This is a genomic window from Paenibacillus jiangxiensis, from assembly GCF_046098255.1.
Lineage (GTDB): Bacteria > Bacillota > Bacilli > Paenibacillales > Paenibacillaceae > Paenibacillus > Paenibacillus jiagnxiensis.
The window spans coordinates 137,384-159,549 of the sequence record NZ_JBJURI010000007.1; the positions used below are offsets into that span (position 1 = coordinate 137,384).

25 protein-coding genes are annotated in these 22,166 nt (G+C 50.6%); 9 read left to right on the forward strand and 16 right to left on the reverse strand.

Features of this window, described 5'->3' with window-relative positions; all coding sequences use genetic code 11:
• Positions 1-32 precede the first annotated feature (32 nt).
• Complete coding sequence (locus tag ACI1P2_RS09610; RefSeq protein ID WP_355319101.1) at positions 33-620, reverse strand: TetR/AcrR family transcriptional regulator; 588 nt, start codon at positions 618-620, stop codon at positions 33-35.
• Positions 621-921: 301 nt separating this feature from the next.
• On the opposite strand from ACI1P2_RS09610, the gene ACI1P2_RS09615 reads away from it, so the two are divergent.
• The 5 genes from ACI1P2_RS09615 to ACI1P2_RS09635 all read left to right on the forward strand — a co-directional run bounded on the left by ACI1P2_RS09615 (position 922) and on the right by ACI1P2_RS09635 (position 5,350).
• Positions 922-1,680, forward strand: a complete 759-nt coding sequence (locus ACI1P2_RS09615; protein ID WP_355319102.1) for an SDR family oxidoreductase — start codon at positions 922-924, stop codon at positions 1,678-1,680.
• Between the two features lie 153 nt (positions 1,681-1,833).
• The gene (locus tag ACI1P2_RS09620) at positions 1,834-2,751 is read left to right on the forward strand and encodes an oxidoreductase (protein ID WP_355319104.1); all 918 of its coding nucleotides are present in this window, start codon (positions 1,834-1,836) and stop codon (positions 2,749-2,751) included.
• A 48-nt stretch (positions 2,752-2,799) separates the two neighbouring features.
• Positions 2,800-3,792 (forward strand): NADP-dependent oxidoreductase, encoded by a 993-nt coding sequence (locus ACI1P2_RS09625; protein WP_355319106.1) that lies wholly within the window; start codon positions 2,800-2,802, stop codon positions 3,790-3,792.
• Between the two features lie 101 nt (positions 3,793-3,893).
• Positions 3,894-4,346 (forward strand): carboxymuconolactone decarboxylase family protein, encoded by a 453-nt coding sequence (locus ACI1P2_RS09630; protein ID WP_355319108.1) that lies wholly within the window; start codon positions 3,894-3,896, stop codon positions 4,344-4,346.
• Between the two features lie 89 nt (positions 4,347-4,435).
• Positions 4,436-5,350: a sigma-70 family RNA polymerase sigma factor gene (locus ACI1P2_RS09635; RefSeq protein WP_355319191.1), complete on the forward strand. Its 915-nt coding sequence runs from the start codon at positions 4,436-4,438 to the stop codon at positions 5,348-5,350.
• 21 nt (positions 5,351-5,371) lie between these two features.
• Here the strand turns inward: ACI1P2_RS09635 and ACI1P2_RS09640 are convergent, their stop codons facing one another.
• The 5 genes from ACI1P2_RS09640 to ACI1P2_RS09660 all read right to left on the reverse strand — a co-directional run bounded on the left by ACI1P2_RS09640 (position 5,372) and on the right by ACI1P2_RS09660 (position 9,625).
• Positions 5,372-6,166, reverse strand: coding sequence for a hypothetical protein (locus ACI1P2_RS09640; RefSeq protein WP_355319110.1), 795 nt, complete (start codon positions 6,164-6,166; stop codon positions 5,372-5,374).
• Between the two features lie 252 nt (positions 6,167-6,418).
• On the reverse strand, positions 6,419-6,796 hold the full coding sequence (locus tag ACI1P2_RS09645) for a RidA family protein (RefSeq protein ID WP_355319111.1): 378 nt from the start codon (positions 6,794-6,796) through the stop codon (positions 6,419-6,421).
• Between the two features lie 193 nt (positions 6,797-6,989).
• Complete coding sequence (locus ACI1P2_RS09650) at positions 6,990-8,396, reverse strand: helix-turn-helix domain-containing protein (RefSeq protein WP_355319113.1); 1,407 nt, start codon at positions 8,394-8,396, stop codon at positions 6,990-6,992.
• A gap of 264 nt (positions 8,397-8,660) precedes the next feature.
• Entirely contained in the window at positions 8,661-8,831 is a 171-nt protein-coding gene (locus tag ACI1P2_RS09655) for an aspartyl-phosphate phosphatase Spo0E family protein (protein WP_355319115.1), read from the reverse strand.
• Between the two features lie 224 nt (positions 8,832-9,055).
• Complete coding sequence (locus ACI1P2_RS09660) at positions 9,056-9,625, reverse strand: CGNR zinc finger domain-containing protein (protein ID WP_355319117.1); 570 nt, start codon at positions 9,623-9,625, stop codon at positions 9,056-9,058.
• Between the two features lie 183 nt (positions 9,626-9,808).
• Between ACI1P2_RS09660 and ACI1P2_RS09665 the strand changes: the two genes are divergently transcribed.
• Complete coding sequence (locus tag ACI1P2_RS09665; RefSeq protein ID WP_355319118.1) at positions 9,809-10,291, forward strand: DinB family protein; 483 nt, start codon at positions 9,809-9,811, stop codon at positions 10,289-10,291.
• 332 nt (positions 10,292-10,623) lie between these two features.
• Here ACI1P2_RS09665 and ACI1P2_RS09670 read toward each other — a convergent pair whose 3' ends face one another.
• The 9 genes from ACI1P2_RS09670 to ACI1P2_RS09710 form a co-directional block, all read right to left on the reverse strand.
• The gene (locus ACI1P2_RS09670) at positions 10,624-12,018 is read right to left on the reverse strand and encodes an MFS transporter (RefSeq protein ID WP_355319120.1); all 1,395 of its coding nucleotides are present in this window, start codon (positions 12,016-12,018) and stop codon (positions 10,624-10,626) included.
• 57 nt (positions 12,019-12,075) lie between these two features.
• On the reverse strand, positions 12,076-12,519 hold the full coding sequence (locus tag ACI1P2_RS09675; protein ID WP_355319122.1) for a MarR family winged helix-turn-helix transcriptional regulator: 444 nt from the start codon (positions 12,517-12,519) through the stop codon (positions 12,076-12,078).
• Between the two features lie 76 nt (positions 12,520-12,595).
• Positions 12,596-14,026 carry a sensor histidine kinase gene (locus ACI1P2_RS09680; protein WP_355319124.1) on the reverse strand — a complete coding sequence of 477 codons (1,431 nt, stop codon included), beginning with the start codon at positions 14,024-14,026 and terminating at the stop codon, positions 12,596-12,598.
• 667 nt (positions 14,027-14,693) lie between these two features.
• On the reverse strand, positions 14,694-15,005 hold the full coding sequence (locus tag ACI1P2_RS09685) for a hypothetical protein (RefSeq protein WP_355319126.1): 312 nt from the start codon (positions 15,003-15,005) through the stop codon (positions 14,694-14,696).
• Positions 15,006-15,153: 148 nt separating this feature from the next.
• Entirely contained in the window at positions 15,154-15,276 is a 123-nt protein-coding gene (locus ACI1P2_RS09690; protein ID WP_355319128.1) for a hypothetical protein, read from the reverse strand.
• Between the two features lie 167 nt (positions 15,277-15,443).
• Positions 15,444-15,719 carry a hypothetical protein gene (locus ACI1P2_RS09695; protein ID WP_355319130.1) on the reverse strand — a complete coding sequence of 92 codons (276 nt, stop codon included), beginning with the start codon at positions 15,717-15,719 and terminating at the stop codon, positions 15,444-15,446.
• 263 nt (positions 15,720-15,982) lie between these two features.
• Positions 15,983-16,597, reverse strand: coding sequence for a PH domain-containing protein (locus tag ACI1P2_RS09700; RefSeq protein ID WP_355319132.1), 615 nt, complete (start codon positions 16,595-16,597; stop codon positions 15,983-15,985).
• 253 nt (positions 16,598-16,850) lie between these two features.
• Positions 16,851-17,720, reverse strand: coding sequence for a YitT family protein (locus ACI1P2_RS09705; RefSeq protein ID WP_355319134.1), 870 nt, complete (start codon positions 17,718-17,720; stop codon positions 16,851-16,853).
• Positions 17,721-17,883: 163 nt separating this feature from the next.
• Entirely contained in the window at positions 17,884-19,449 is a 1,566-nt protein-coding gene (locus tag ACI1P2_RS09710) for a sensor domain-containing diguanylate cyclase (protein ID WP_355319136.1), read from the reverse strand.
• 154 nt (positions 19,450-19,603) lie between these two features.
• Here ACI1P2_RS09710 and ACI1P2_RS09715 point away from each other — a divergent pair, with 154 nt between their 5' ends.
• Complete coding sequence (locus tag ACI1P2_RS09715) at positions 19,604-19,786, forward strand: hypothetical protein (RefSeq protein WP_408976186.1); 183 nt, start codon at positions 19,604-19,606, stop codon at positions 19,784-19,786.
• Positions 19,787-19,818: 32 nt separating this feature from the next.
• On the forward strand, positions 19,819-20,478 hold the full coding sequence (locus tag ACI1P2_RS09720) for a L,D-transpeptidase family protein (RefSeq protein WP_355319140.1): 660 nt from the start codon (positions 19,819-19,821) through the stop codon (positions 20,476-20,478).
• 155 nt (positions 20,479-20,633) lie between these two features.
• Here the strand turns inward: ACI1P2_RS09720 and ACI1P2_RS09725 are convergent, their stop codons facing one another.
• Positions 20,634-21,059, reverse strand: coding sequence for a VOC family protein (locus tag ACI1P2_RS09725; RefSeq protein WP_355319142.1), 426 nt, complete (start codon positions 21,057-21,059; stop codon positions 20,634-20,636).
• A gap of 124 nt (positions 21,060-21,183) precedes the next feature.
• On the opposite strand from ACI1P2_RS09725, the gene ACI1P2_RS09730 reads away from it, so the two are divergent.
• Entirely contained in the window at positions 21,184-22,137 is a 954-nt protein-coding gene (locus tag ACI1P2_RS09730) for a helix-turn-helix transcriptional regulator (RefSeq protein ID WP_355319144.1), read from the forward strand.
• Positions 22,138-22,166 lie beyond the last annotated feature (29 nt).

Sequence of the window (22,166 nt, forward strand, 5' to 3'; positions counted from 1 at the left end):
GTTGGCCGGCTCCAAATGGGGTTAATTCTTCATTATTGCCCTATTACGGGTGCCAAACCAGCAGCAACGACTACTAATACATCTTGCACCATGTCTTCCGCCGATCTATATTGCGGATGTCTGCTCCACTCGACGGCTGATCCAAATATGCCCCAGCTTGCGATCAGAGCGGCTGTCTCCACCGTCTCCCGTGAAACAGATGGTTCCGATTGTTCGCTTAACCAGGTAAATAACAGGTTATATAGTTCCTTTTGCATCGCGGCCTCAAACAGCGTTTCATACTGATTATCAGTTGAAGTCATATATGGACGAGTACAGAAAAGAAAATCGAAAACGATTAAAATAAGTATTCGCAGACTCCCTATATCGGATAAAGCAACATTAGGCAGCTCATCCTTTAGCTTCTTTTGAAATTTATCTCTCATCCAGCTCTCAAGAAATGCGAATTTGTCTTCAAAATGAGCATAGAACGTGGAGCGGTTAACGGTCGCGTAGGCCGTAATATCTTGTACGGTAATGGAAGAGACATTATTCTTCTTCTGCTCAAGCAATTCCATAAAAGCTTGCATCAACAGTTGACGTGTCCGTTTCACACGTGGATCGTTTGTATTAGTGGGCATGTTACGCTTCTCCCTCTCCCTCAGACTATATTGGTTAGCTCGCGTTTTACGTTTTAGGAAAGCCAAAGGACAACAAATAAGCACGTATGTTGTATAAGCCACAAATGCGCTTGTTTACTGGTTGTGCAGCCCAAGCCGCTTAGTTAAGATTAACACAGACAGTGTGGATTATACTACACTGTCGGGTCAATCGTTGGTCCAAAGCAAAACAAGAAGGCTGGAAATAATGGGCTCCTTATCCACAATTGGCCGTTAGTTTGGGGAGATCATATACCGGATAAACCAAGGGAGGAAGATTAAAATGGAAAACAGTCCAGTAAGTAAATACGCAGGCAAGAAAGTAGTAATCACAGGGGGGAGCAGCGGGCTCGGCCTCGCGACAGCGAAGCTGCTGACGGATGAAGGAGCACGCGTTCTGATCACCGGTCGTACCCAGGCTAAGCTTGACTCAGCTCTTGAAAAACTTGGCAGCAATGCGGTCGCGGTACTGAGCGACGCCGCGTCGTTAACGGATATCGATGAGTTGGCCGGTCGGGTAAAGGCTGAGTTTGGCACGATCGACGCCCTGTTCGTAAACGCCGGCATCACACGCTTTGTCCCCTTCGAGTCGATGACCGAGGAAATATACGACGAGTTGCTTACAATCAACACCAAAGGTCCGTACTTCACCGTGCAGAAGCTGACCCCGTTGCTAAACGCAGGAAGCGGCGTGGTGCTCACCACCTCTATCACGAACGTAGTGGGTATCCCGATGCTCAATGCGTATTCGGCCAGTAAAGCAGCGCTGCGCTCCATGACTCGCAGTCTGGCCCGCGAGCTGCTGCCGCGGAAGATTCGCGTCAACGCGGTCAGCCCTGGCCCCATCGATACCGGCATCATGGAGAAGTCGATGCCGAAGGAAGCTGCAGAACAGACCATGGAGCAGATGAGACAGCAGATCCCGATGCTGCGTTTCGGTGACCCCCTCGAGGTTGCAAAATCAGTCGCATTCCTTGCGTTCGACGCAACTTTCACAACCGGAGCCGAGTTCCCCGTGGACGGAGGCGGCTCTCAGATCTAAGTTCGTGTCTTGGATCGCAGCTGCATAATCTGGTAACACCGAGCTAAAGCAATTGAATTGTCCAGTAAACCGTGAAATAACGGTTAACGGTTTGCTGGACGAACACCGGAATTCTTGTACAGCTAGTTTTCGGATTGAACAGAGGAAGGACGAGTGCTTATAACAACACCATGGACAGAAGACCACATGCCAGATCAGACCGGACGAGTGGCTATTGTAACCGGATCAAACAGCGGGATTGGTTGGGAAGCGGCGCGGGCGCTAGCCAACAAAGGGGCGGCGGTCATTATGGCCTGCCGCAGTATCGACAAAGCCACCCCCGCCGCTAACCAGATTAAAGCACTTAAGCCGGCGGGCAAGGTCGTAGTCATGGCGCTCGATCTGGGCAATCTGGCATCCGTCCGCGCTTTTGCGACGGACTTTCACCAGAACTACCAGCGGCTTGATCTCCTGATCAACAACGCCGGCGTGGCACATCCACCTTACAGAAAGACAACGCAGGGCTTCGAGCAGCAATTTGGAATCAATCACCTGGGGCACTTTGCGCTGACCGGTTTGCTGCTGGACCGGCTGGGCGCGACGCCGGGCGCACGCATTGTGACCGTAAGCAGTATTTCACATCGGTCGGGAATCATTCACTTTGATGATCTGAACTCGGAACGGAATTACAAGCCATCGCGCGGCTATGCTCAGAGCAAGCTGGCCAATCTGCTGTTCACCTATGAGCTGCAGCGTCGTCTTGTTACCGCAGGCCAATCAACGCTGGCAGTAGCTGCCCACCCGGGCTGGTCAGCGACCAATGCGCTGCGACATTCCAGCTTCATGCGACGCCTGAATCCGATTTTCGCGCAGCCCCCGAAAATGGGCGTATTGCCGACCCTTTATGCGGCCACTGCGCCAGACGTCCGAGGTGGAGAGTTCTTTGGGCCAAGCAGTCTCGAATTGCGCGGCTACCCCAAGAAGGTCGATTCAAGTGCGCGCTCGCATGACGAAGCAGTCGCACGGCGGTTGTGGACGGTTTCCGAGGAGCTGACTCAAGTGAAGTATGCACTCGCCGGCCCCGGTATTTGATGAAGATTTACCGTGATTATTTACCAAAACAAAATGGAGGGTATCGAAATGGAGAATTTAGATACGTCAAGCAAAGGTGTGAACAATCAGGCATCCAACCCTGCTACTATGCGGACGATCCGTTTCCACGAATACGGCGAACCGGCCGAAGTCCTGCGCATGGAACAGATTGCGGTCCCTGACCCAGGCCCAGGACGCATTCGCGTGACGGTGCGGGCTTGCGGGCTGAATCCGGTCGACTGGTCCTTGTGCAGAGGGCTGTTTCCCGGCAATCTGCCCCGCGGTATCGGGCTGGAACTGTCCGGAATTGTGGACGCGGTCGGTGAGGGCGTCACCGATGTTGTCATCGGCGACGCCGTCCTGGGCACCGTCGACTTTGCCGGCGCTCGGGGCGCCGGGGCGTCGGAGCGGGCGATCGTGGACCATTGGGTCCCCATCCCTGCAGGACTCGAGTTCGTGCAAGCTGCGGCGCTTCCCATGGCGGTTACAATTGCATACAACCACCTTAATTCACTTGGCGTTAAGTCGGGCCACACCCTGCTGGTGCATGGAGCAGGCACCATGATGGGCTTCGCTGCCGTCCAGATCGCCCTCATGCGCGGCGCCAGTGTGATCGCTACCGCCGGTAATACTTACGCCGACCGGCTCCGTTCGATGGGAGCGGTAGTGACTTCGTACGGTGACGGAATGGTCGAGCGGGTAACCGAGCTCGCCAGACAGCCGGTGGACCTGGTGCTGGACACTGCACCGGTCAGCGGCATACTACCCGATCTTATCCGGATCGCCGGTGGTGATCCCCGCCGTGTTCTAACCATCAGCGACTTCGCCGCAGCCGCCAAGCTCGGCGTCCGCGCCAGCAGCGGAGAAGACCAGACCTTTCGCTATGATGTTCTCAGCGAGTTCGCCCAGTACGCCGCAGACGGCAAGTTCACCGTTCCGGTCGCCCAGACCTTCGCCCTTGAGGACTGGCGTAGAGCACTCGACATCAGCCAGAGCGGACACGCCCATGGCAAACTGATCTTCCTGCCTGCCGGCGACTGATGTAGCGACTTGTTTGTCACACATCGGCCTCCTGTTTTGTCTTTATTTTTAGAGCCTGAAATCAGCAGGCCAGAATCAACAAAATTTGGAGGCGAACAATCATGACCCAATTACGAGTAAATCACAGCAAAGTCCGGCCTGACACCTATAAAGCCATGAGAGGCATGGAAGAATACACAAGCAGCCTTTTTGAAGACAAGGTGCTGTATGAGCTGCTTAAAATCCGCGTGTCCCAGATCAACGGCTGTGCCTTCTGTCTGGATATGCATGCAAAAGACCTGATGAAGCTCGGGGACTATGCGGACCATATTCTGCTGCTGTCGGTGTGGCGGGAGGTTCCTTTGTTTACGGAAAAAGAGCGTGTTATGCTCGAACTGGCCGAAGCGGTAACCCGTATCTCCGAGCAAGGGGTGCCGCAAGAACTGTATAATAGGGTCAGAGAGCATTTTGACGAAGGGGAATATGTCGACCTGATTGCAGCGATCAATACAATTAACAGCTGGAATCGGCTTGCGATTTCCACAGGCATGTATCCAGGCTGCTTCAATTCCTAACATATTTCGGCAAGGGGGCGCGCAGGTTGAAGGGCGGCAAACATCCGAACCAACAAAATACAGAAGCTTCAGCAGAGAAAGCGGCAGAGGTGGAGGAATGGTACCGTGAATACCGGGACTACGCCTTCGCCATCGCTTACCGCATGCTGGGAACAGCGGCGGATGCCGAGGATGTGGTGCAGGACTGTTTCGCTGCGCTTCAGCAGACGCCGCCGGAAGAGGTGCACAACTCCAAGGCTTATATCACGCGCATCACGGTCAACCGCTGCCTGAACCTGCTTCATTCCGCACGCAAGCAGCGGGAGACGTATGTCGGGGAGTGGCTTCCCGAACCGGTCAGCAGCACTGCACCGGCAGATCAGCCTGAAGAATGGGCGGAACGCAAAAGCATGGTCTCCTACGCTTTCCTGGTGCTGCTGGAACGCTTGAAGCCGCTGGAGCGGGCGGTGTTTGTGCTGCGTGAGGCTTTCCAGTATGAATATAAGGAAATCGCCGAATTGCTCGGGCTGACGGACAGCAACTGCCGCCAGCTGTACAGCCGTTCCCGCAAGCGCCTGGCGCAGGCCGCGCCCTCGGATGGGGACAGCAGCAGCGCTGATAATGATGTGCAGCTGCCCTCGATGACGCCCGCAGACACTCCTGCCCGCAAGCGGATGCTGGAACGATTCACTGCCGCTTTTATGAGCCATGACGTGCCCTCCATGCTGGAGCTGCTGGCCGAGCAGCCTGTCTTTGTCTCGGATGGCGGCGGCATCGTGCATACGGTGATGCGTCCGATGACCGTGCGCAATGGTGTGCTGGCCCTGCTCACCTCCCGCCGTGTATTGACGAGGCCGCGTGAGGCGGAGATATCCACCGCCATGCTAAACGGCGAAGAACAGCTGGTGTTCAGGCATGAGGGGCACGTGGCTGCCGCGCTCTGCCTCGAATTTACGGCGGAAGGCAAGCATATTCAGGGCGTGTATCTGATGGTCAACCCGCAGAAGCTCGGTTATATCCGTTAAGTTCTGCCCTGCTGCTTTGCTTTACATTCCCACCGCTGCCTTAATGCGCGCCCTTTCGGTCATGATCAGTTCCTGTAATGATTCCGTACCAAAGGCGCCTGCCGTGAATCCGTTGCCTTTCGGATAGAACACTAACCTCAGAGAAGTTCCATCCTGCAGATGCACCCGCAGGAACACGCCGCTCTCATGCCTTGTTTTATTGTAAACAGCGTCCCATCCAACGTAAGGCAGCGCAAGCAGCTGCCTTACGAATTGCTCAGAAGCCTCCCCGCTAAAGTCCCCGATGGCGCTGCCATCCCGGCCGCTTTCCAGGCTGACCTTCGCCATCCTGCCCTCGATATCCAGCAAGTCCCCCAGCGTGGCGGCATTTACATTTTCGGAAGCCTGATAAAGCTTGTTGTCCGCTATGACGCGAAACTCCGGCTTGTAGCCCTTCATGGCGTAAATCGTTGTGCCTGCCGGAATGTATGCCGCGTCTCCGTTTCGGGACACATGATCCGAGCACGCATTTTCGTTTAATGTATAACCGACTCGTCCAACTTCATCCCCCAGTTGCTTCTCATTTACATCCGGGCCATCTTCAGGACTGTGAACATACTTAATGTCATTAATCATTAGAAAATCGACCCATTCGGCTACACCACACGGTTTTGATTCCCTCACTGATGTCGTCTGTGACTGCCTTTCAGCAGCCGTCTCAGGAGCAGCCTGCTGCTGCAGCGCTTCCCCCTTCTTGTCCCCTGCTTCACACCCCATGCCTGTCAGCAAGGGGACAAATGCGACCAAAGTCAGCGCAGCCTGCCTGATAGCTCTCATGATTCATCACCTCAACCTCATGACGAAGCATCCACGCCAAATGTTTCCACCCGTCCGGACGGAGATGCAATCTGCTTGCGAAGCGGGTGATCATCTGGACAAAGTAGTAAGGAAGGCGTCCAAAAGATACTTATAGGATGGACTGCACAGATCGATTCATAAATACAAAAAGAGGAGCCAGTCCATAGACCTTTCTGGCTCCTCCTTCGACAAGTTACTGCATTTTGCAAAACTGCATACTGCGTATCAATTCTACTCGCTCTTCAGCGCGATCGCTTCAATCTCCACAAGCGCATCCTTGGGCAGACGGGCCACCTCTACCGCGCTGCGGGCCGGATAAGGCTGTTCAAAGAACGAGCTGTACACCTCGTTCACACGCGCAAAATCGTTCATATCCTTCAGGAAGACCGTTGTTTTGACAATTTGCCCCATGCTGCTGCCGGCCTCTTCCAGAATGGCTTTGACATTGCTCAGCGACAAACGCGCCTGCTCTTCGACATCCTTGCCGAATTCCCCTGTCGCAGGGTCCAGACCAAGCTGCCCTGAAGTGAAAATAAAGCCGCCAGCCTGCATGGCCTGGCTGTACGGTCCGATGGCGCCCGGCGCCTTCTCGGTTGAGACTGGTTTCATATGAATATTCTCCCTTCGCGTTCATATTACCGCTACATTATATCACAACAACAAAAAGCACCGGAATTCCGGTGCTTTCTGCAACATTCATTCTTGCCTGGCTGCCTCTTAATAACCGCCTGCGCCGTGTGTCAATGTGGTGATTCCGCCTGCCACCGAGAATACTAGAGGAGTCAGGGAGAGAAGGCCCACACTAAGCGTAAGTAACAAACAGGTTTTCGTTTTCCGCATTTTTACGCACTCCTTTGATCATATTTTCATATTCCCGCTGGTTTTCGACACGTATGCAGCCCCGATATTCTTCGAATAATGTCACGCATTTAATAAAACCAGCTTTGTTATTCATTCTAATCGCTGATGACAAACTTTGCAGGATAAATTTTACACCATTTTCAAAATTCGATCTTTGGAAGTAGTATAACGACGTTTCATAACAAAAATTCACAAAACGTTCCATGCTGAATTGTTTGTGATAGTAACTATTTGTAACATTTTGGCTGTCAGTATATGACTCAATTTGTCCCTTGAAGTAATGCAGAATCAGGTCGACGTCCAGATTAAATTCATTGGCGGCACCCATGATTTTCTCCAACGCTGGCAAAATTTCATCCGGATCATGCTCGATATGCCTGATGTATTCCCACATGATATCCGCTTTGCCAAGCATCAGCTCATAGGCCAGCATATTCGCCTTGGCCCATGTCTTAAAACGGTCCACCTCCTGCCAGCCCGCAGGGCCAAGCCCCTTGAACCAGCTCAAATCCGCGTACTTCTCCGTGAACCGTTTGGCCTCGGCATATTTCTTAAGTTTGTCGTAAACAGCGGCCTTCATCAGATACGCATACCCGTAGTATACGACCAGCGGGTATTTCGTTTTGCGCTCGTTCTCATCATAGGCCTGTCTATCATAGTCGTATGTATAGATACTTGTTGTAAAAGAGCTCAGCTCATCCGTCAGCTCAAGTACCCGCTCCCATTGGTTCAACGAATAATACACGTTAATCAGCTGCAGCAGCGCATCCAGCTGGTCATCCTCCGGCAGCCTTTTGCGGAAAGGATCGAAACGGATGGCCGCTCTAAGGCTCTCCTCCTGATCCGTCTCGGTATGAATGTGAAACAGCCGATAATGGCTGACTGCCAGCCTTTCCGAATGCTGAAACTGCTCGCTTTCCGCCACAGCCTCGTAGAACAGGGCCGCCTGCTCCATCTCCCCTTCCTTGTACAGCTCCTCCCCTGCCGCAAAAATAACAGGGATGCTGCTCAGATCATCCAGGATAAGAGGAAGCGCGGCCGTAATACAGTCGGTTCGCCCCAAACGGGCACAGCTTAGCAAATAGGCCTTGACACGGGACAGCTTCCACTTCTGATCGATCAGACATTCATCCAAATATAACGGATACAGCCATCCGGCAGGATGGCCCATGGCTTCCGTAATGGCATCCAGCGCCTTGAGTGAAAGAGGCTTCGGGTCGCGGTATCTCAAAATAGCGCTGAGTGTCCCTTTATTCAGTCCTGTAAGCTTGCTGAAGTCTTGAAGCGAACAGTTGGAGCGTTCCAAATATGACGTAATTTCTGAACGCAGCATATTCATCTGTTCCAATAAAGTTCCCTCCCCGCTCAAAATCGCATAGGATTGTTTGCCTCATCTATTATTAGGACGTGGAATGCTCGAATATTGGATTGTTGAATGCTTGAATTTATTGAAATTATATGTAAAAATTATCCATGGGTCAATGCTCTATTAGGCCATTTTTCTAGGTATTAAGTCTCTTCGGACAAAGTTTCAGCGCAAATGTTGCAAAAAACATGAAAAAAAGAGCGAAGGAATGCTGTAGATTCCCTGCTCTTCTCGTCGTTTTGCGCTTCATACGGTTTTTTTCAATTTGGTTTTGGCATACCAGTAAATGTTGAGCAGATGATCCAGTTGCTGTGAAGTTTTCAGCACCCGTTCATCATTCCGTCCGAAGGCTGCGGCCGACTTCAACAGGGTTTCGCGCAAGCCCTCGATCCTGTTCTCCATCTCGCGCAAATTCATTATTATACACCCCATTTCAAAATTTGTATAAGTTCAACTTCTGTACTAACTCATATCCCAAGTATCGCATCGGTTTATTTTTCACGGGGGCTCCTAAAAAAAAATTTTTTTATAATTTTAGAGACTACACTGAAATCAATGTTTGAACGTGGAATAAGTTAAACATCCCCGCAAGCAGTGAAAAGCCGGTGCCCGATCGTCAGGCACCAGCTCTGCAGTTCAAGTCAGCTATTCTTTTCCTTATGCGCCTCCGCTTTACGCCTTGCCCTGTGCCTGCGCACCTTCATCAGATTGCCGCACAGCTTGTCGTCACAGTACCGTTTCGTCCGGCTGCGGGTATCGTCATAAAAGACCCAGCGGCAGTCCGGATTGTCACAGCAGCGGATACGGGATATGTCCTGTTCCGAGAGCATGCGGGCAAAGTCCGCCGCGACGTCCGCAAGCACCTGACCCCAGCCCCTGCCGGCCGGCTCCAGCACCATCCGCAGTGCCGAGCCGTCAGCCATCAGCAGGCGTGTCACTGTCCCTCCGGCCATCACTTCATTTAAGTATTCGATGTCCGAACCCTCCAATTGCTCACCCGCTGCCAAATTCCCGGCATACCGGAGCAGCCGGTCGCGCAGCAGCCGCGCCCTTTCCAGCTCCGCCAGATCCGGCTGGTTCACTGCATATTTCAGTTTGGCTGTAAAAGACTGCTGCCATTCCTGCTGCTCCAGACGGTCCACGGAAGGGCCTCCGCCCTTCCAGTCCCGCCACATGCTGTTGGCGAAGTCCATCCACAGTGACTCCATCATATATCGCCCCTCATTCACATATCCGTATATTTTGTAACATTCAAAATATAAAATAGATGGTTACAAATCACTTTTTATCGTTTATATTATGAGTGTAACCATTATTCATAATGCTTGCTAGTTACCACAACAAGAACCGGTCAGGAAAGTTACTGTAATGAACCAAAAGGAGGCGTTCACGCAATGAGTACCAAGCAGATCGACACATTTCTCAGACAGCTGGATCAAAACTGGGATCAGGAGGACTGGATTGTTCCTCTATCCGTCGCCCTGAAAGGGTTAACCCCCGAGCAGGCGGCCTGGAAGCCCGCGGAAGGCTGCAGCACCATCTGGCAGTTGGTGAACCATATCAACTATTACAACACCCGTACCTTGAATCGGCTGCGCGGCGAGGCTCCCGCAGGCAATGCCGCCACTAACGATGAGACCTTCGGTGATGTGGGAGACCCGAGTGATAATGAAGGATGGGAACGCACTGTACGTGAGACGGAGACAATCTATCATTCCATTCGCGCAGAACTAGCCGAGATGCAGGACGAAGCGCTGGATGTAACAGGCCAAAACGGGATGACGCTTGGCGAAAATCTCGCGATCTGGATCGCGCATGACGGATACCACGCCGGACAAATCGTACTACTGCGCAAGCTGCAAGGCTGCTGGAGATAACGCAGCACAAAAACAGCCTCCACAGTGAATTCTCATGTCGAAGAATCATCCCTTTTTCTTATTCACAAACATAAAGGTCAAGAATAGGAGGAAATTCACTCCTGTTCTTGACCTTTTTCCAAAAATAGAAATAACGGAAGTCCACTTTTGAATAGCGATCGCTTCTTATTGTTAGGGGATGCGCACAAAGCAGCGGAGAGGACGAAGCAATTCCGGAAAAGCGGAGCGTTCGCCTTTGGCCCGGAGGGTCAACAGCGATTGCAGGAATGCTTCGTTCTCGGAGCGCCTCCTAACCCAGACAAAGTGCATTCTTCTATTCAAACGGACTTCCGTTATTTACCGCTTACTTTCAACTGCTTATTCAACCCTCCGGGAGAGGAAATCCGCGACTGCAGTGTATACAGCACCATAATCATCAAGGCCAAAACAGCCAGTACACTGAAAATATTGCTGTACACATAAGCGTTATCCTTTAGCGCGAACGGATTCAAATGGAAGGATGAAGTACCAACATCGAGCATTTTGCCAATCACACTGGTCGTCACCGCACCCGCAATGAAGTTGAGCAGGGAGAAAAGGCCCATGCCCACCCCTACCTGATCCTTCGCCAAGGTCTGTGAAATGGTATTTGACATGGCAATTTGCAGGAAGGTCTGCCCCAAATTGCCGAAGATCAGCAGGAACATAATCAGATAAGGGGACAAGCCCACGAATATGGACAGCGTGATAAAACAGATCAGGATCAGCCCCACCGCCGTATACACAAGAAAGGAATTCCCTCTCTCATCAGCCAGCTTGCCTCCTTGCCGTCCCATGAAGGCCGAGCTTATGGCGGCGGGGAACATAATCAATCCGATCATGGCCGGTGAAAGCTGATTCACCCCGTTCAGAAACTGCGGAGCCAGGAACGGGAGACTAAAGTTCATTCCCGTCGCCAGGAAAGCGATGAACAAACCATAGGAGTACTGCTTGTTTTTTAACAAGGCCGGCTGTATAAAAGGCTCCTCGGCAGTGCGTACCCGAATGATAAAAAGAATCAGCACTACCAGTCCAAGCAGGGCCATCAGCCAGCTTCCCATGGAAATCGACATGAGCAGCAAAGCTACCGTGGCCCCCAAAAGCAGCCCTCCGATAAAATCAATCTTCTTGGCCGTACCTGTCTGGTCATCAAGATATTTGCGGAAGAACGGCAGAGCCAGCAGTGGCAGGACCGACAACAAAAACAAAAACCGCCAGCTGGCAAACCCGGTAATCAACCCGGATACGATGGGCGCCAGCGCGGTTCCCAGGGCCAAACCAGTGGCTACCGTACCAAGCGCTCTTCCTCTCTTCTCAGGCGGAAAATAGCGTACCGGAACGATCATGGCCGTAGCCGGGATAACCGACGCCCCCGCAGCCTGAAGCACACGGGCCAAAATAATCATCCAGTAATGTGTGGCGGCAAGCCCCACAATCGATCCCAAAGCAAAAAAGACCAGGCCAAAGGTCAACAGATCCTTCAGGCGGTACTTATCAGCCAGTTTGCCAAATGCCACCGAACCGATGGCGTACACGATCATGTATGCCGTCAGCAGCCAGCTTACCTGTGACGCGCTTACCCCGAATTCCTCCCGAATGATCGGCATCACCACATTAAACATGGTTGCATTCATAACGGAGAAAACGAGCGTGAACGCCAGCACCAGCATAAGCTTGTCGGCATTCGACCGTGCTTGTACATTATCCATTTTTCAAATCCTTTCTTGAGCTGTATTGTTCATATCATATTCGTATTTCAAAAAAGGCTATGCTTCGTAAGCTTCCCGGATCCGTCGCAGCAGCTGATGCAGCACAGCCGCTTCTTCCCTGGAAATCGCCTTTTCCGTACGTTTCTTTACCTCTGCCACAAGCTTATGCGCAGCCGTGTGCAGCTCCCTCCCCTGCTCCGTAATAAAAATCTCCCGCACCCGCGCATCGGCACAATGCGCACGGCGAACGACAAGTCCCCGTTTTTCAAGGCCGTTAATCAGACTGGTTACACTTGGCTTTTCAATACAAAGCAGCTTCTCCAGATCAGCGTTGGTGGCTCCGGGAGCTGTGGCAAGAATATGCAGCGTCTGCGCCTGCTGGGAAGTCAGGCCAAGCGGCCGCAGGGCAGCCCCGATTTCCCGGCGGATGGCTATAAACGTCATTTTAATCTGAAGTGCCGTGCTTTCTTCCTGTTCCCACAATTGCCCTTCTGATTCCATATCGCTGTTCGCCTCCAAAAAACTTAGAACTCTAAGTAATATTAAAATTTTAAACAAGCATATGTCAATGCTTATATTAGCCCCTGTCTTCATCTTTCTCCGCAGCTTCCTCCAACGGCAAATACAGAGAAAACACGCTGCCAGAGCCCTCCACGCTTTCCAGACGGATGAACCCGCCCAATAAGTGCGCCAGATCCCGGCTGATAGACAGACCCAGACCAGTCCCGCCATATTTGCGGCTGATGGAGCCGTCCGCCTGCTGGAAAGCTTCAAATATGGAATGCTGCTTGCCCTTCGAGACGCCAATGCCCGTATCGATCACCGACAGCACCAGCCAGTCCCCTTCTCTTCCGGGCTCCGCCAGCCGTTCAGAGCGTGCTTCCAGCATCACGCTTCCCGAATGGGTAAATTTGAACGCATTGGACAGCAGATTGCGCAGAATCTGCTGTACCCGCTGCGAATCCGAATACAGCCGGAGCGGCGCATCTGCTTCAAACTGCAGCTTGAACTCCAGCTTTTTGTTGCTGGCCGCCATCTCAAACTGCATAAACATGATCTGCAGCAGCTCTTCGACGCTGATATCATCCTTCGTAATTTCCATTTTGCCCGCCTCAACCTTGGACAGGTCCAGAATGTCGTTGATCAGCTGCAGCAGATCCTGACCGGAAGCATAAATAATGCTGCTGTACTGCTTCAGATCATCCTCGTCCATGTCCTTCCCCTGCTCAGCGATCATCTGCGCAAGGTTAATCACGCTATTGAGCGGTGTGCGCAGCTCATGGGACATCGTCGCCATGAACTCCGATTTATACTGTGACGCCCTCATGAGCTGCTGTGCTCGTTCTTCCAGCGCCAGCTTTGCTTTCTGCAGCTGCTCCTTCTGCTTCGACAGTCTGCGGTTAGCCTGAACGATCTGATATTTCCGTCTTTGCTCAAGCTGGAAATCACGCAGAATGAACGCGATCAGATAACTGAGCGCAATACCCAGCGGCAGCGTAAACGGTACAACCTTCGTAAGGTATTGATCAAAAGGGATGACATCAAAAATAGCAATGTTAAGCTCATTAACCAGATTGATGGCCAGTATGCTGACCGAGGCCTTGATCATCAAACGGTAATCCGTCTTTCTCATCCAATAGTTGAGCCCGGCTGCCAGCAAACCGAGGATGGACAAATTGACAAATCCCGCGACAGAAGCCTCGTTGACGCCGAAGGTAAAGAGGGCAAGGCCGGTTGCCACACCGATGATGACAAGCGAGGAAGCGTGGAGATAGACCAGTGAAGCGATAATTAAAGGAACGAATGTTAATTCGAACACCACCTGGCCGTTCATGCTGAAGCCGAATACCGAGCAAATCCAGCCGCAAAATACGACGAGCAATATCGAGGAAATATATTTTACTCCGGCCGATGCCCTGCTCAGAACATATTTAAAAGTAATATTGGCCAAATAGGCAACAGCGATCAGCATACCGAGATTTATAAGGAACATTTTTGTAAACTCCATAATTTCACTCCCGCTGTACCATATTCCGTTGTTAATCAGGACTCACTGCTTGTTATATCATATACGAATTTTCCATCTTTCGACAAGAAAAATACCAATTTTTCCAATAAAGTGCTAAGTGATTTGATAGAGAAAAATAATAACTATTTACTTTATGTAAAAGACTTGCTATAATAAGAAAGTGTTTTTTAACCCCATATGATTCCACGCAACAAGTAACTCCTAACACCGCGAGGAGCATTTTCAAATTTTATCAATAACCCTAAGAGTAGAATTTTGAGCTTTTGCAGTATGTTTTGCATTCACACTGGCGCGGTCATCGGAGCCGCAAGGATGGAAGAGAGGCAGGGCTTTCGTCGTTTGGAAAACCATTTATGGAATCAGCATCCCTTATTGCAGGGGTTAACTATACGGCAGCGCCGCACAATGGTGTGTAAGTACTGAGCGTTGCACCAGCCTCCGGAGTATGACTCCGGGGGCTTTTCTATTATATACAAAAGAATGACCCTGCCAAACTGCGGCAGGGCCCAAGAGCACTTGATGAAAAAGGGGTTAATACAGTCATTATAGAGCCCCAACCTTAAATTTATATGATATGAATCTTAAGATTACATTAATTTCTGGGAATTTTTCGACATTCGACCTTAGATTCTTGACATAGGCTATGCTAGTATTCCGTCCAATACCTTGTGCCGTCCTCGACGGCAGAAGTCCCGCGACTGCCTCTCTCCATTCGTACAGGCGAAGACTGGCGCGGCTCCGGACGTTCCCATCCCTCCAGCATGACCACATGCTGGGTCGAAGACCGGTTATCCCATTGAATATATCTCTCCTGCTCCAGGTGCAGCAGACCGGCTGTGATATCACGCGGCTGCCGGCCCGTTCTGGTCGATAGCTCCGCTGCCGTTGGCATCCGCCTGTGCTGGGCAAAGAAGTTATACAGAATACGCAACAGCTTGCGCTCAAAATCAGGCAGCATACGAAGCTCCTCCCTTACGATCCGTCCCCGGATAAAAAATAAGAACATTTGTTCTTATTATATACAAAATCATGCGTTTTATTCAAGTCCCCGGACAGAAAAAGAGCAGCCCCCGGATGGAAACTGCGTATGTGCTCAGTAGGATTAGTCAGCCTCTGTCTTTCTCCTTGCGGCCGATAGAAATCATCCACCAGCCAATCAAGCCGATGCCGCCCAGCGCAAGCACTGATAAAAAGATAATGTACAGCAAATGGGACATTTGTTCTGTCATCGCACTCGCCTCCTTACCACTTTTATACCCACAGCGAACCCTGCAATAAACACCGAGCGTGAAAAAAATTATAGCCAGCTTTATTATTATTCTCATTCCGTATCTTTTATGTAAAAAAAGGACTGGTCCCGCAGCAGAAACAAACACTGCTCAGAACAGCCCTTCTCTTAAGAACTTTTATTCCTGCGCTTTAACAACCACATCACTGCGGCCAGGATAAATAGCAGCGCTGTAATCGCCCATATCAGGAACACTGTAAGCCCCAGGCCGATGTTCGCATCCTGCCCCTTATAGCTGGCGGTTTGCATCAACAGCAGGGTACAGAATAAAACGATCGGGGCAAGAACAATTAGACTGGCGATCCTTTTTCTGCCCGATACAACAACCACGCAAGCCGCAGCAGCAAGTAACAAAAGCCAGTACAGCAAGATTTCCACCAACATATTATACCTCCAAATGGCAAGACCCTTAAATATGCGTCCGGCAGGTTTAGCCTAATTGTACCAAAACGGTCGGCAGGACACCATCAAACGCTGCGCGGTGTCACCAAAAAGTCAAACATGTGTCACAAATAATCCTTTTACTTTCGCTAAATTATAACTTCCGCTCCTGTTTTCATCGTTTAACTCCCAAAGGATTTTTCCGATTACTCATTTCATATAAATATAGCCCGGCCTTCCCGCCGGGCTTGGTTCTTTTGCAACGGTTACTGATTAATATAACGCTCGAATACTGCACCAAAATCCTTCTGTTTGTATTGCTTGTGGGATTCCGTCATCCACTCGAAGGCAGACTGTTTAATGCCGTTAAACTGTTCGACAAGGTTGGCATCCAGTTTGTTGGTTTGCCCCAGCACGGAGGATGCGATTTCCAGGCTCTGTTGTGCCTGCTGCAACTTCAAATTATTCTCGTATGTGATTTCAGCAATTTTGAGCAAAGATTTATAAAGATCCTTAATTTCGTGAATATACTTCTTATGTACGTCAATGGAAAATGGCTGTTCGCCGATCTTGAATTTGATTTCCACGTCCAGATCCACTGTTCCCGCCGTTTCCATGAACACCTCACGGATCGGGTAATGCGCATACGGATAACGAGCCAGTATACGTTTCTTGCTGATCGCGCTTGTTCCATCCAGATGAATTAATGCCAGGTTAGTGAAGCAATACTCGTCCGCCTTGGACTTGATGAGAAAATAAATTCGTTCATTGTCCTCATGCATGACATAGTCATCCGCGTCCACCTTGTCATAGTCTTCCCGTCTGATGACCGAGCCGATGTCACTGAGTCCCAGCATATCCGCCGCCGCTTTTTTAAACATCCCCTTCTCCCCCTCAAAATAACATGTATTCCATGGATCAAATTGCCACTCCATTATAACCCGTCAGTCTTTAGTCCTACAACGCAAAATTCAGAGCAAAACAAGAAGACCGATGTCTCATCCGACACCGGTCTTCTACGCCCGTTCAACGATTGTTATCCCTTCCTGTAGAGCAAGGACAAGATGGGCACCATCAGGATAAACACCATAGACATGCTGTTCGTAATCTTGTAAACAGCCAGGGGGTCGGGAATTAATGAGCCTGCTTCTTCGTAAAGCTTCCCCCGGACACATCAGCCACATCCTCAACGGCGATGAAGGCTTTCGGGTCGATTTCACGCACGACGGTCTTCAGCGTGGATAATTCCACCCTGCTCACGACGCAGTAAATCACCTGAGTGTCTTCTTTGGTGAAGCCGCCTCTAGCGTACAGGTAAGTGGTGCTTCGTCCCAGCCGGGACATAATTGCTTCGGCCACCTCTTCATAATCGCTCGTGATAATGGTAACCGACTTGGATTCATCCAGACCTTCAACGACAATATCCATCACCTTCGAAGCGATATAGAACGTAAAGATCGAATACATTGCCGCATCCCAGCCCAAAATAAAGCCGGCGGCGATAAAAATGACCACGTTGATGCCCAGTATGACCTGTCCGACGGATGCGTTCGTTCTCCGCGAAATCAGAATAGCCACAATTTCAGCCCCGTCCGTAGTCCCTCCTGCCCGCAGCACCAGGCCGACGCCAATACCAAGCAGCAATGCCCCGAAAAATACCGCCAAAAGGGGCTCCTTGGTAAAAGCCTCCACATGGTGCAGCAATGTAGTTGTAGTGGACAGCACAATAATCCCGTACAGCGCGGAAATGGCGAAGGCCTTTCCTACCTGCTTGAATCCGATCGCCAGAAACGGCAGGTTTATAACAAACAGGAAGATCCCCAGTGGCAGGCCGGTCACATTAGTCAGCACCAATGAAATACCGGTAATGCCGCCGTCAATAATTTGGTTCGGAACAAGAAACAACTCCAGCGCCACACCTGCCAGCACGGCACCTGCCGTAATATAAATGAATTTCAGCAATAAATCGACAGGTCTCATCTTTTTTTTGCGAGTTTTCCCCATGAATCCAATCCTCTCTATGTAGTGAATTACCTATAATTTTAATAGTTAGAAACTGTATAATCAAATGATTTCCTTTCAATGCGGGGATCATACAGACATTTGCCGACAGATTTTACAGCAAAAAACGCAGCTCCTACCGCTGGCAGCTGCGTCGTACATACAATTAACTATAAATTACAATGCGGTTTCTGCCGCTTTTCTTCGCTTCATACAAAGCTTTGTCTGCACACTCGAACAGCTGGTCAATTTCAGTCGAATGGTACGGAAAGCCGGCGATCCCTGCCGAAATTGTAATAGGGATGCCAATGGGAGACTCCGACTTTGCCAGGCCTTCCCGCAGCTGCTCGGCAAGTGGAAAACATTCCTCCGGGGAACTCCCGGGGATCAGGATCACAAATTCCTCTCCTCCCCATCTGCTGCACAGATAGTCCGGCCGTACATAAGTCTGCATCGTCCTGGCGAAAAAGCGCAGCACTTCGTCCCCGGCCTGATGCCCGTAATTGTCGTTGATCACCTTGAACCTGTCGATATCGATCATGACGAGAGAGAAGGACTGCCCTTCTTCCATCCAGTGCTCCAGAACAGGCCTCACGGATCTGCGATTTTGCAAACCTGTCAACGGGTCTATCATGGCGGTGTATGCCAATAGCTGATTCTGCCTCTGCATCTCATTCACCGAGGAGACAACTGCCCGGGTTAGGAGATCGGCTTCCCGGTTCCAATGCTTCTGAGGCGGGATTTCGAGCAAAGCTGTTCCAGAGGCGGCCTTGTTCACCAAATTCGCCAGATTTACAAACGGAGCTGTGAGCCTGCGCGCCAGGAATACCGTGATTGCCATCACCAGCAGAAACGGGGTAATCATGTAGAGCACCATTTTCGTGATCTGGCGTTTCTGCTGCTCCGCCACCATGCTGACCGGGGACTGGACAACAATCCCCCATTTGTTTTCAGATACAGTTACATAACCAGCCAAATAGGGAGTGTTATACGTATTGTTAACCAGCTCCTGGCCGTTCTGTCCATGCACCAGCTCCCGGACAGCCTCATTCGTGCTGACATCTCCGCCTATTCGTGCCTTGTCGGGATGGTACACAATTTTACCGCTTGGATCTACAACATAATAATACGTTCCCGTTGTATCTATGCTGTTGTCACCAAATATTTCGTGAATGACATTCTCTTCCTGCAGATAGATCGTCCCGCCGATAAATCCTATATATTTGCCCTTCTCGTCGAAAACGGGTTCCGACATAAGAACGATCATACGGCCGGTTGTGCTCATATAAGGCGCGGATAGCTCCGGCTGCCGGGAAGTCAGCGCCTGCTTGACCGCCTGGGTGGTTGGCCGTTTCCCGATGGCATCCAGTGAAGATGGGGCAACACTCAATATGAAGCCCCGCTCATCCGCCCAGATGATGGAGTTAAAATAATTGCTGCTGGCGTCCAGAAACTCCAGCTGTCTTTGGGCCTCCGCAATGTCCGATTTATCATGAATCTGGTCCGCGACGGCGGAAAGGCTATCCCTCATCGTGGAGAACAGTGTGTCCATCGTAATGGCCATCCGCTCGGCTGACGAGTAATTCATCGCAAGCGTTCTTTCATATAGAAGCTGCCGCTGGGATTGATAAGAAGCCGTGACGGCAATGGCCATGATCAGAAGAAAGGCGAGAATAACGATACCGGGTAACAATTTCTTGAGCGATATTTTTCCTCGTGGTGTGTGAGCCAAGTATGCATCAACCTTTGATAGTTAAGTCTTGATCCTTCCTCTAGTATAGTTCGAACTCATGTTCCTGAACAAGCATTTAAAGCCATTTTCCCCGCCCGGCAAAAGGATAAACTCCACTCCCCGATGGCATTATAAAGGGCAGAGGTGATTGCAGGTGGAGCGGCTTCAGCATTGGCTGGATCGAATCATGCACAATTATGTACTTATTGCCGCTGCGGCGCTGATTTACTTTCTGATCAAAGCCGCCATCGGATATGCGGTATACAGGCAATCGAAGCGGAGGCTGGCCCGAATCGAGCAAAAAATAGACAAGCTGTATAATGATCAAAACCGTTAAGAAAGCAGATGAAAGGAGCACATTAATGCATCATGTTTTTGCACAAGCTGTGGTTGACCATTCATTTATTGGCGGCGCTTGATCCAATACCGGCTGCCGAGCCTTTCAATTCCCACGATAATGTACATATTCGGATTGATCCCCTGCACCATCAGCTGCTGTTATATTCCGACGACCGGCTTATCAAGAAATATCCCATTGCACTGGGAAAACCAAATACTCCTTCGCCTGTCGGAGAGTATACCGTGATCAATAAGTACAAAAACTGGGGCAAAGGCTTCGGTACGAGGTGGATCGGGTTGAGCGTTCCGTGGGGGATCTATGGCATTCATGGGACGAATCGGCCTGCTTCCATCGGGCACAATGCAAGCCACGGCTGCATACGGATGCTTAATCGGAATGTGGAGGAGCTGTATGAATGGGTGAATGTCGGCACCAAAGTGAGCTTCGGGGGACATGTCCTCGGAAGATCGCTGGAAAATCCGAGGCGTCTGGCCAAAGGCGACAGCGGCGGGGATGTACAGCTGATCCAGTCCCGTCTGCGGAGCGCAGGATTTTACAAGGGGGAGGTCAAAGGCAAATTCAACAACGCCACCGAAGCCGCGCTCAAAGCCTACGAGCAGAAGAATGGACTTCCAGTGGACGGGGTTGCTGGCATTCAAGACTATCTTTCTCTGGGATTGATTGAGTAAGTGAATGCCGAGAAAAAGCACGGCTTCCGATTATTCCCGGCAGGCCGTGCTTTTATATATTCCTTGCGTTTCGCACAAGCCTTTTAGACCTTTTCCTAACCGGTAGTGCAAACGCACCACCCCGCTTTTATCTGTATTGCTTAGATGCTAATTGATTACGATGTACGCTTGGTGAAGATTTGAAAGGTTACATCGAATTTATCCGTCACCATCGCGTAAGCGGGGCTAAAATAATACTCAGTCAGCGGTACCTTCACTTGACCGCCTTCTTGCAGCAATTCATAGATTTTTTTGGAATATTCAGCATCGTCCGTTGTCAAGCAAATGGATAATTGATTCCCGGATTGAGCAGCTTCGCCGGGCAATACATCAGCAACATATAGCCCCGTCTCTCCTACTTGCAAAACAGCATGGGCCACACGATCCCTGGCCTCTTCCGGAATAAGATTTTCGTCCTGATCAGGCGCTTCTCCCATGGTTTGGCTAAAAAGCAGCTTCGCATCCAGTGCTTTTTCATAGAATTGAATCGCCTCTTTCGCATTTCCGTTCAGCATGATAAAAGGAATGGCTTTTAAACTCATAATCCGACATCTCCTTTGTAAGTAGTTGTTATTTCGGCCTTGTTAGACCAGCTTGCTTCGATTTCAATTGTAGCCGATAATAGTGACAACTCTTGTCATAGTCAATGAGAAAAAGGTGAAATCAATGTCCAAATCGAAGCGGCTGATGGAATTAATGATGACCGTGAATCGAAAAAGAAAGTTTACCGTCAAGGAATTGGCTAACGAATTCGGGGTATCCACGAGGACGATTCTGCGGGACCTGCAGGAGCTGAGCGAGCTGGGTGTTCCTTTATATTCGGAAGTGGGACCCCACGGCGGCTATCAGGTGCTGAGGGAAAGAATACTGCCTCCCATCGCGTTTACAGAGCATGAGGCTGTCGCTATTTTTTTCGCCATTCATGCCCTGCGCCACTATGTGTCCATTCCCTTTGAAACGGAGTCCGCCTCTGTGCTGAGCAAATTCTACAATTATATGTCCGGCGACATCAGAGACCGGATCGATCAAATGAAGAACCGGGTTGATTTCGTAACTCCGGCAAGACAGGCGGATGCACCCTTCTTGGCTGTCCTGCTCGATGCTGCCATTCAGCAAAAGATCGTGGTTATAGATTATGAAGCCAAGAAAGGAAAGTCCTGCAGGAAAATACAGCCCATCGGCATCTACGCCAACAATGGCTTATGGTATTGCCCTGCTTACTGCTTTCTGCGCAAAGATCTGCGTGTGTTCCGCTGCGACAAAATCCAGTCTGCCGAGTACGATGACTCCGGTACGCAACCTGTGGATCTTCAGCATATTCACCTGGGCAACAAGGCGGCATTCGCGCACTTGGGGGAAGAACGTGTAAGTCTTTATGCGGAGCTAAGCAAAGAAGGAGTGCAGCGTGCAGAGACGGAAATGTGGTTGGCTTCCCTACTGCGTCTAGGGGAGGACGGGGGCGGGTGGCTGGAGGGTGAGGTTCCGAAGTTGGATATTCCCTATCTGGCCCGGTTATTTATTGGTTGGGGAAATGAAGCGACGGTAAAAGGTCCTCCGGAACTGATCGAGTGCATGAAGCGGATGCTTGCTGAATTGCTGGCCAAATATGAAGCATTATAATAGAAGACTGCCCCTCAAGTCACATGTCT

Excerpts from the sequence above, each read along its gene's own strand:
- ACI1P2_RS09610 (WP_355319101.1), bottom strand. The coding sequence starts at position 620 with ATGCCCACTAATACAAACGATCCACGTGTGAAACGGACACGTCAACTG.
- ACI1P2_RS09615 (WP_355319102.1), top strand. The coding sequence starts at position 922 with ATGGAAAACAGTCCAGTAAGTAAATACGCAGGCAAGAAAGTAGTAATC.
- ACI1P2_RS09625 (WP_355319106.1), top strand. The coding sequence starts at position 2,800 with ATGGAGAATTTAGATACGTCAAGCAAAGGTGTGAACAATCAGGCATCC.
- ACI1P2_RS09630 (WP_355319108.1), top strand. The coding sequence starts at position 3,894 with ATGACCCAATTACGAGTAAATCACAGCAAAGTCCGGCCTGACACCTAT.
- ACI1P2_RS09640 (WP_355319110.1), bottom strand. The coding sequence starts at position 6,166 with ATGAGAGCTATCAGGCAGGCTGCGCTGACTTTGGTCGCATTTGTCCCC.
- ACI1P2_RS09645 (WP_355319111.1), bottom strand. The coding sequence starts at position 6,796 with ATGAAACCAGTCTCAACCGAGAAGGCGCCGGGCGCCATCGGACCGTAC.
- ACI1P2_RS09655 (WP_355319115.1), bottom strand. The coding sequence starts at position 8,831 with ATGAATTTGCGCGAGATGGAGAACAGGATCGAGGGCTTGCGCGAAACC.
- ACI1P2_RS09660 (WP_355319117.1), bottom strand. The coding sequence starts at position 9,625 with ATGATGGAGTCACTGTGGATGGACTTCGCCAACAGCATGTGGCGGGAC.
- ACI1P2_RS09665 (WP_355319118.1), top strand. The coding sequence starts at position 9,809 with ATGAGTACCAAGCAGATCGACACATTTCTCAGACAGCTGGATCAAAAC.
- ACI1P2_RS09670 (WP_355319120.1), bottom strand. The coding sequence starts at position 12,018 with ATGGATAATGTACAAGCACGGTCGAATGCCGACAAGCTTATGCTGGTG.
- ACI1P2_RS09675 (WP_355319122.1), bottom strand. The coding sequence starts at position 12,519 with ATGGAATCAGAAGGGCAATTGTGGGAACAGGAAGAAAGCACGGCACTT.
- ACI1P2_RS09680 (WP_355319124.1), bottom strand. The coding sequence starts at position 14,026 with ATGGAGTTTACAAAAATGTTCCTTATAAATCTCGGTATGCTGATCGCT.
- ACI1P2_RS09685 (WP_355319126.1), bottom strand. The coding sequence starts at position 15,005 with ATGCTGCCTGATTTTGAGCGCAAGCTGTTGCGTATTCTGTATAACTTC.
- ACI1P2_RS09690 (WP_355319128.1), bottom strand. The coding sequence starts at position 15,276 with ATGACAGAACAAATGTCCCATTTGCTGTACATTATCTTTTTATCAGTG.
- ACI1P2_RS09695 (WP_355319130.1), bottom strand. The coding sequence starts at position 15,719 with ATGTTGGTGGAAATCTTGCTGTACTGGCTTTTGTTACTTGCTGCTGCG.
- ACI1P2_RS09700 (WP_355319132.1), bottom strand. The coding sequence starts at position 16,597 with ATGTTTAAAAAAGCGGCGGCGGATATGCTGGGACTCAGTGACATCGGC.
- ACI1P2_RS09705 (WP_355319134.1), bottom strand. The coding sequence starts at position 17,720 with ATGGGGAAAACTCGCAAAAAAAAGATGAGACCTGTCGATTTATTGCTG.
- ACI1P2_RS09720 (WP_355319140.1), top strand. The coding sequence starts at position 19,819 with ATGTTTTTGCACAAGCTGTGGTTGACCATTCATTTATTGGCGGCGCTT.
- ACI1P2_RS09725 (WP_355319142.1), bottom strand. The coding sequence starts at position 21,059 with ATGAGTTTAAAAGCCATTCCTTTTATCATGCTGAACGGAAATGCGAAA.
- ACI1P2_RS09730 (WP_355319144.1), top strand. The coding sequence starts at position 21,184 with ATGTCCAAATCGAAGCGGCTGATGGAATTAATGATGACCGTGAATCGA.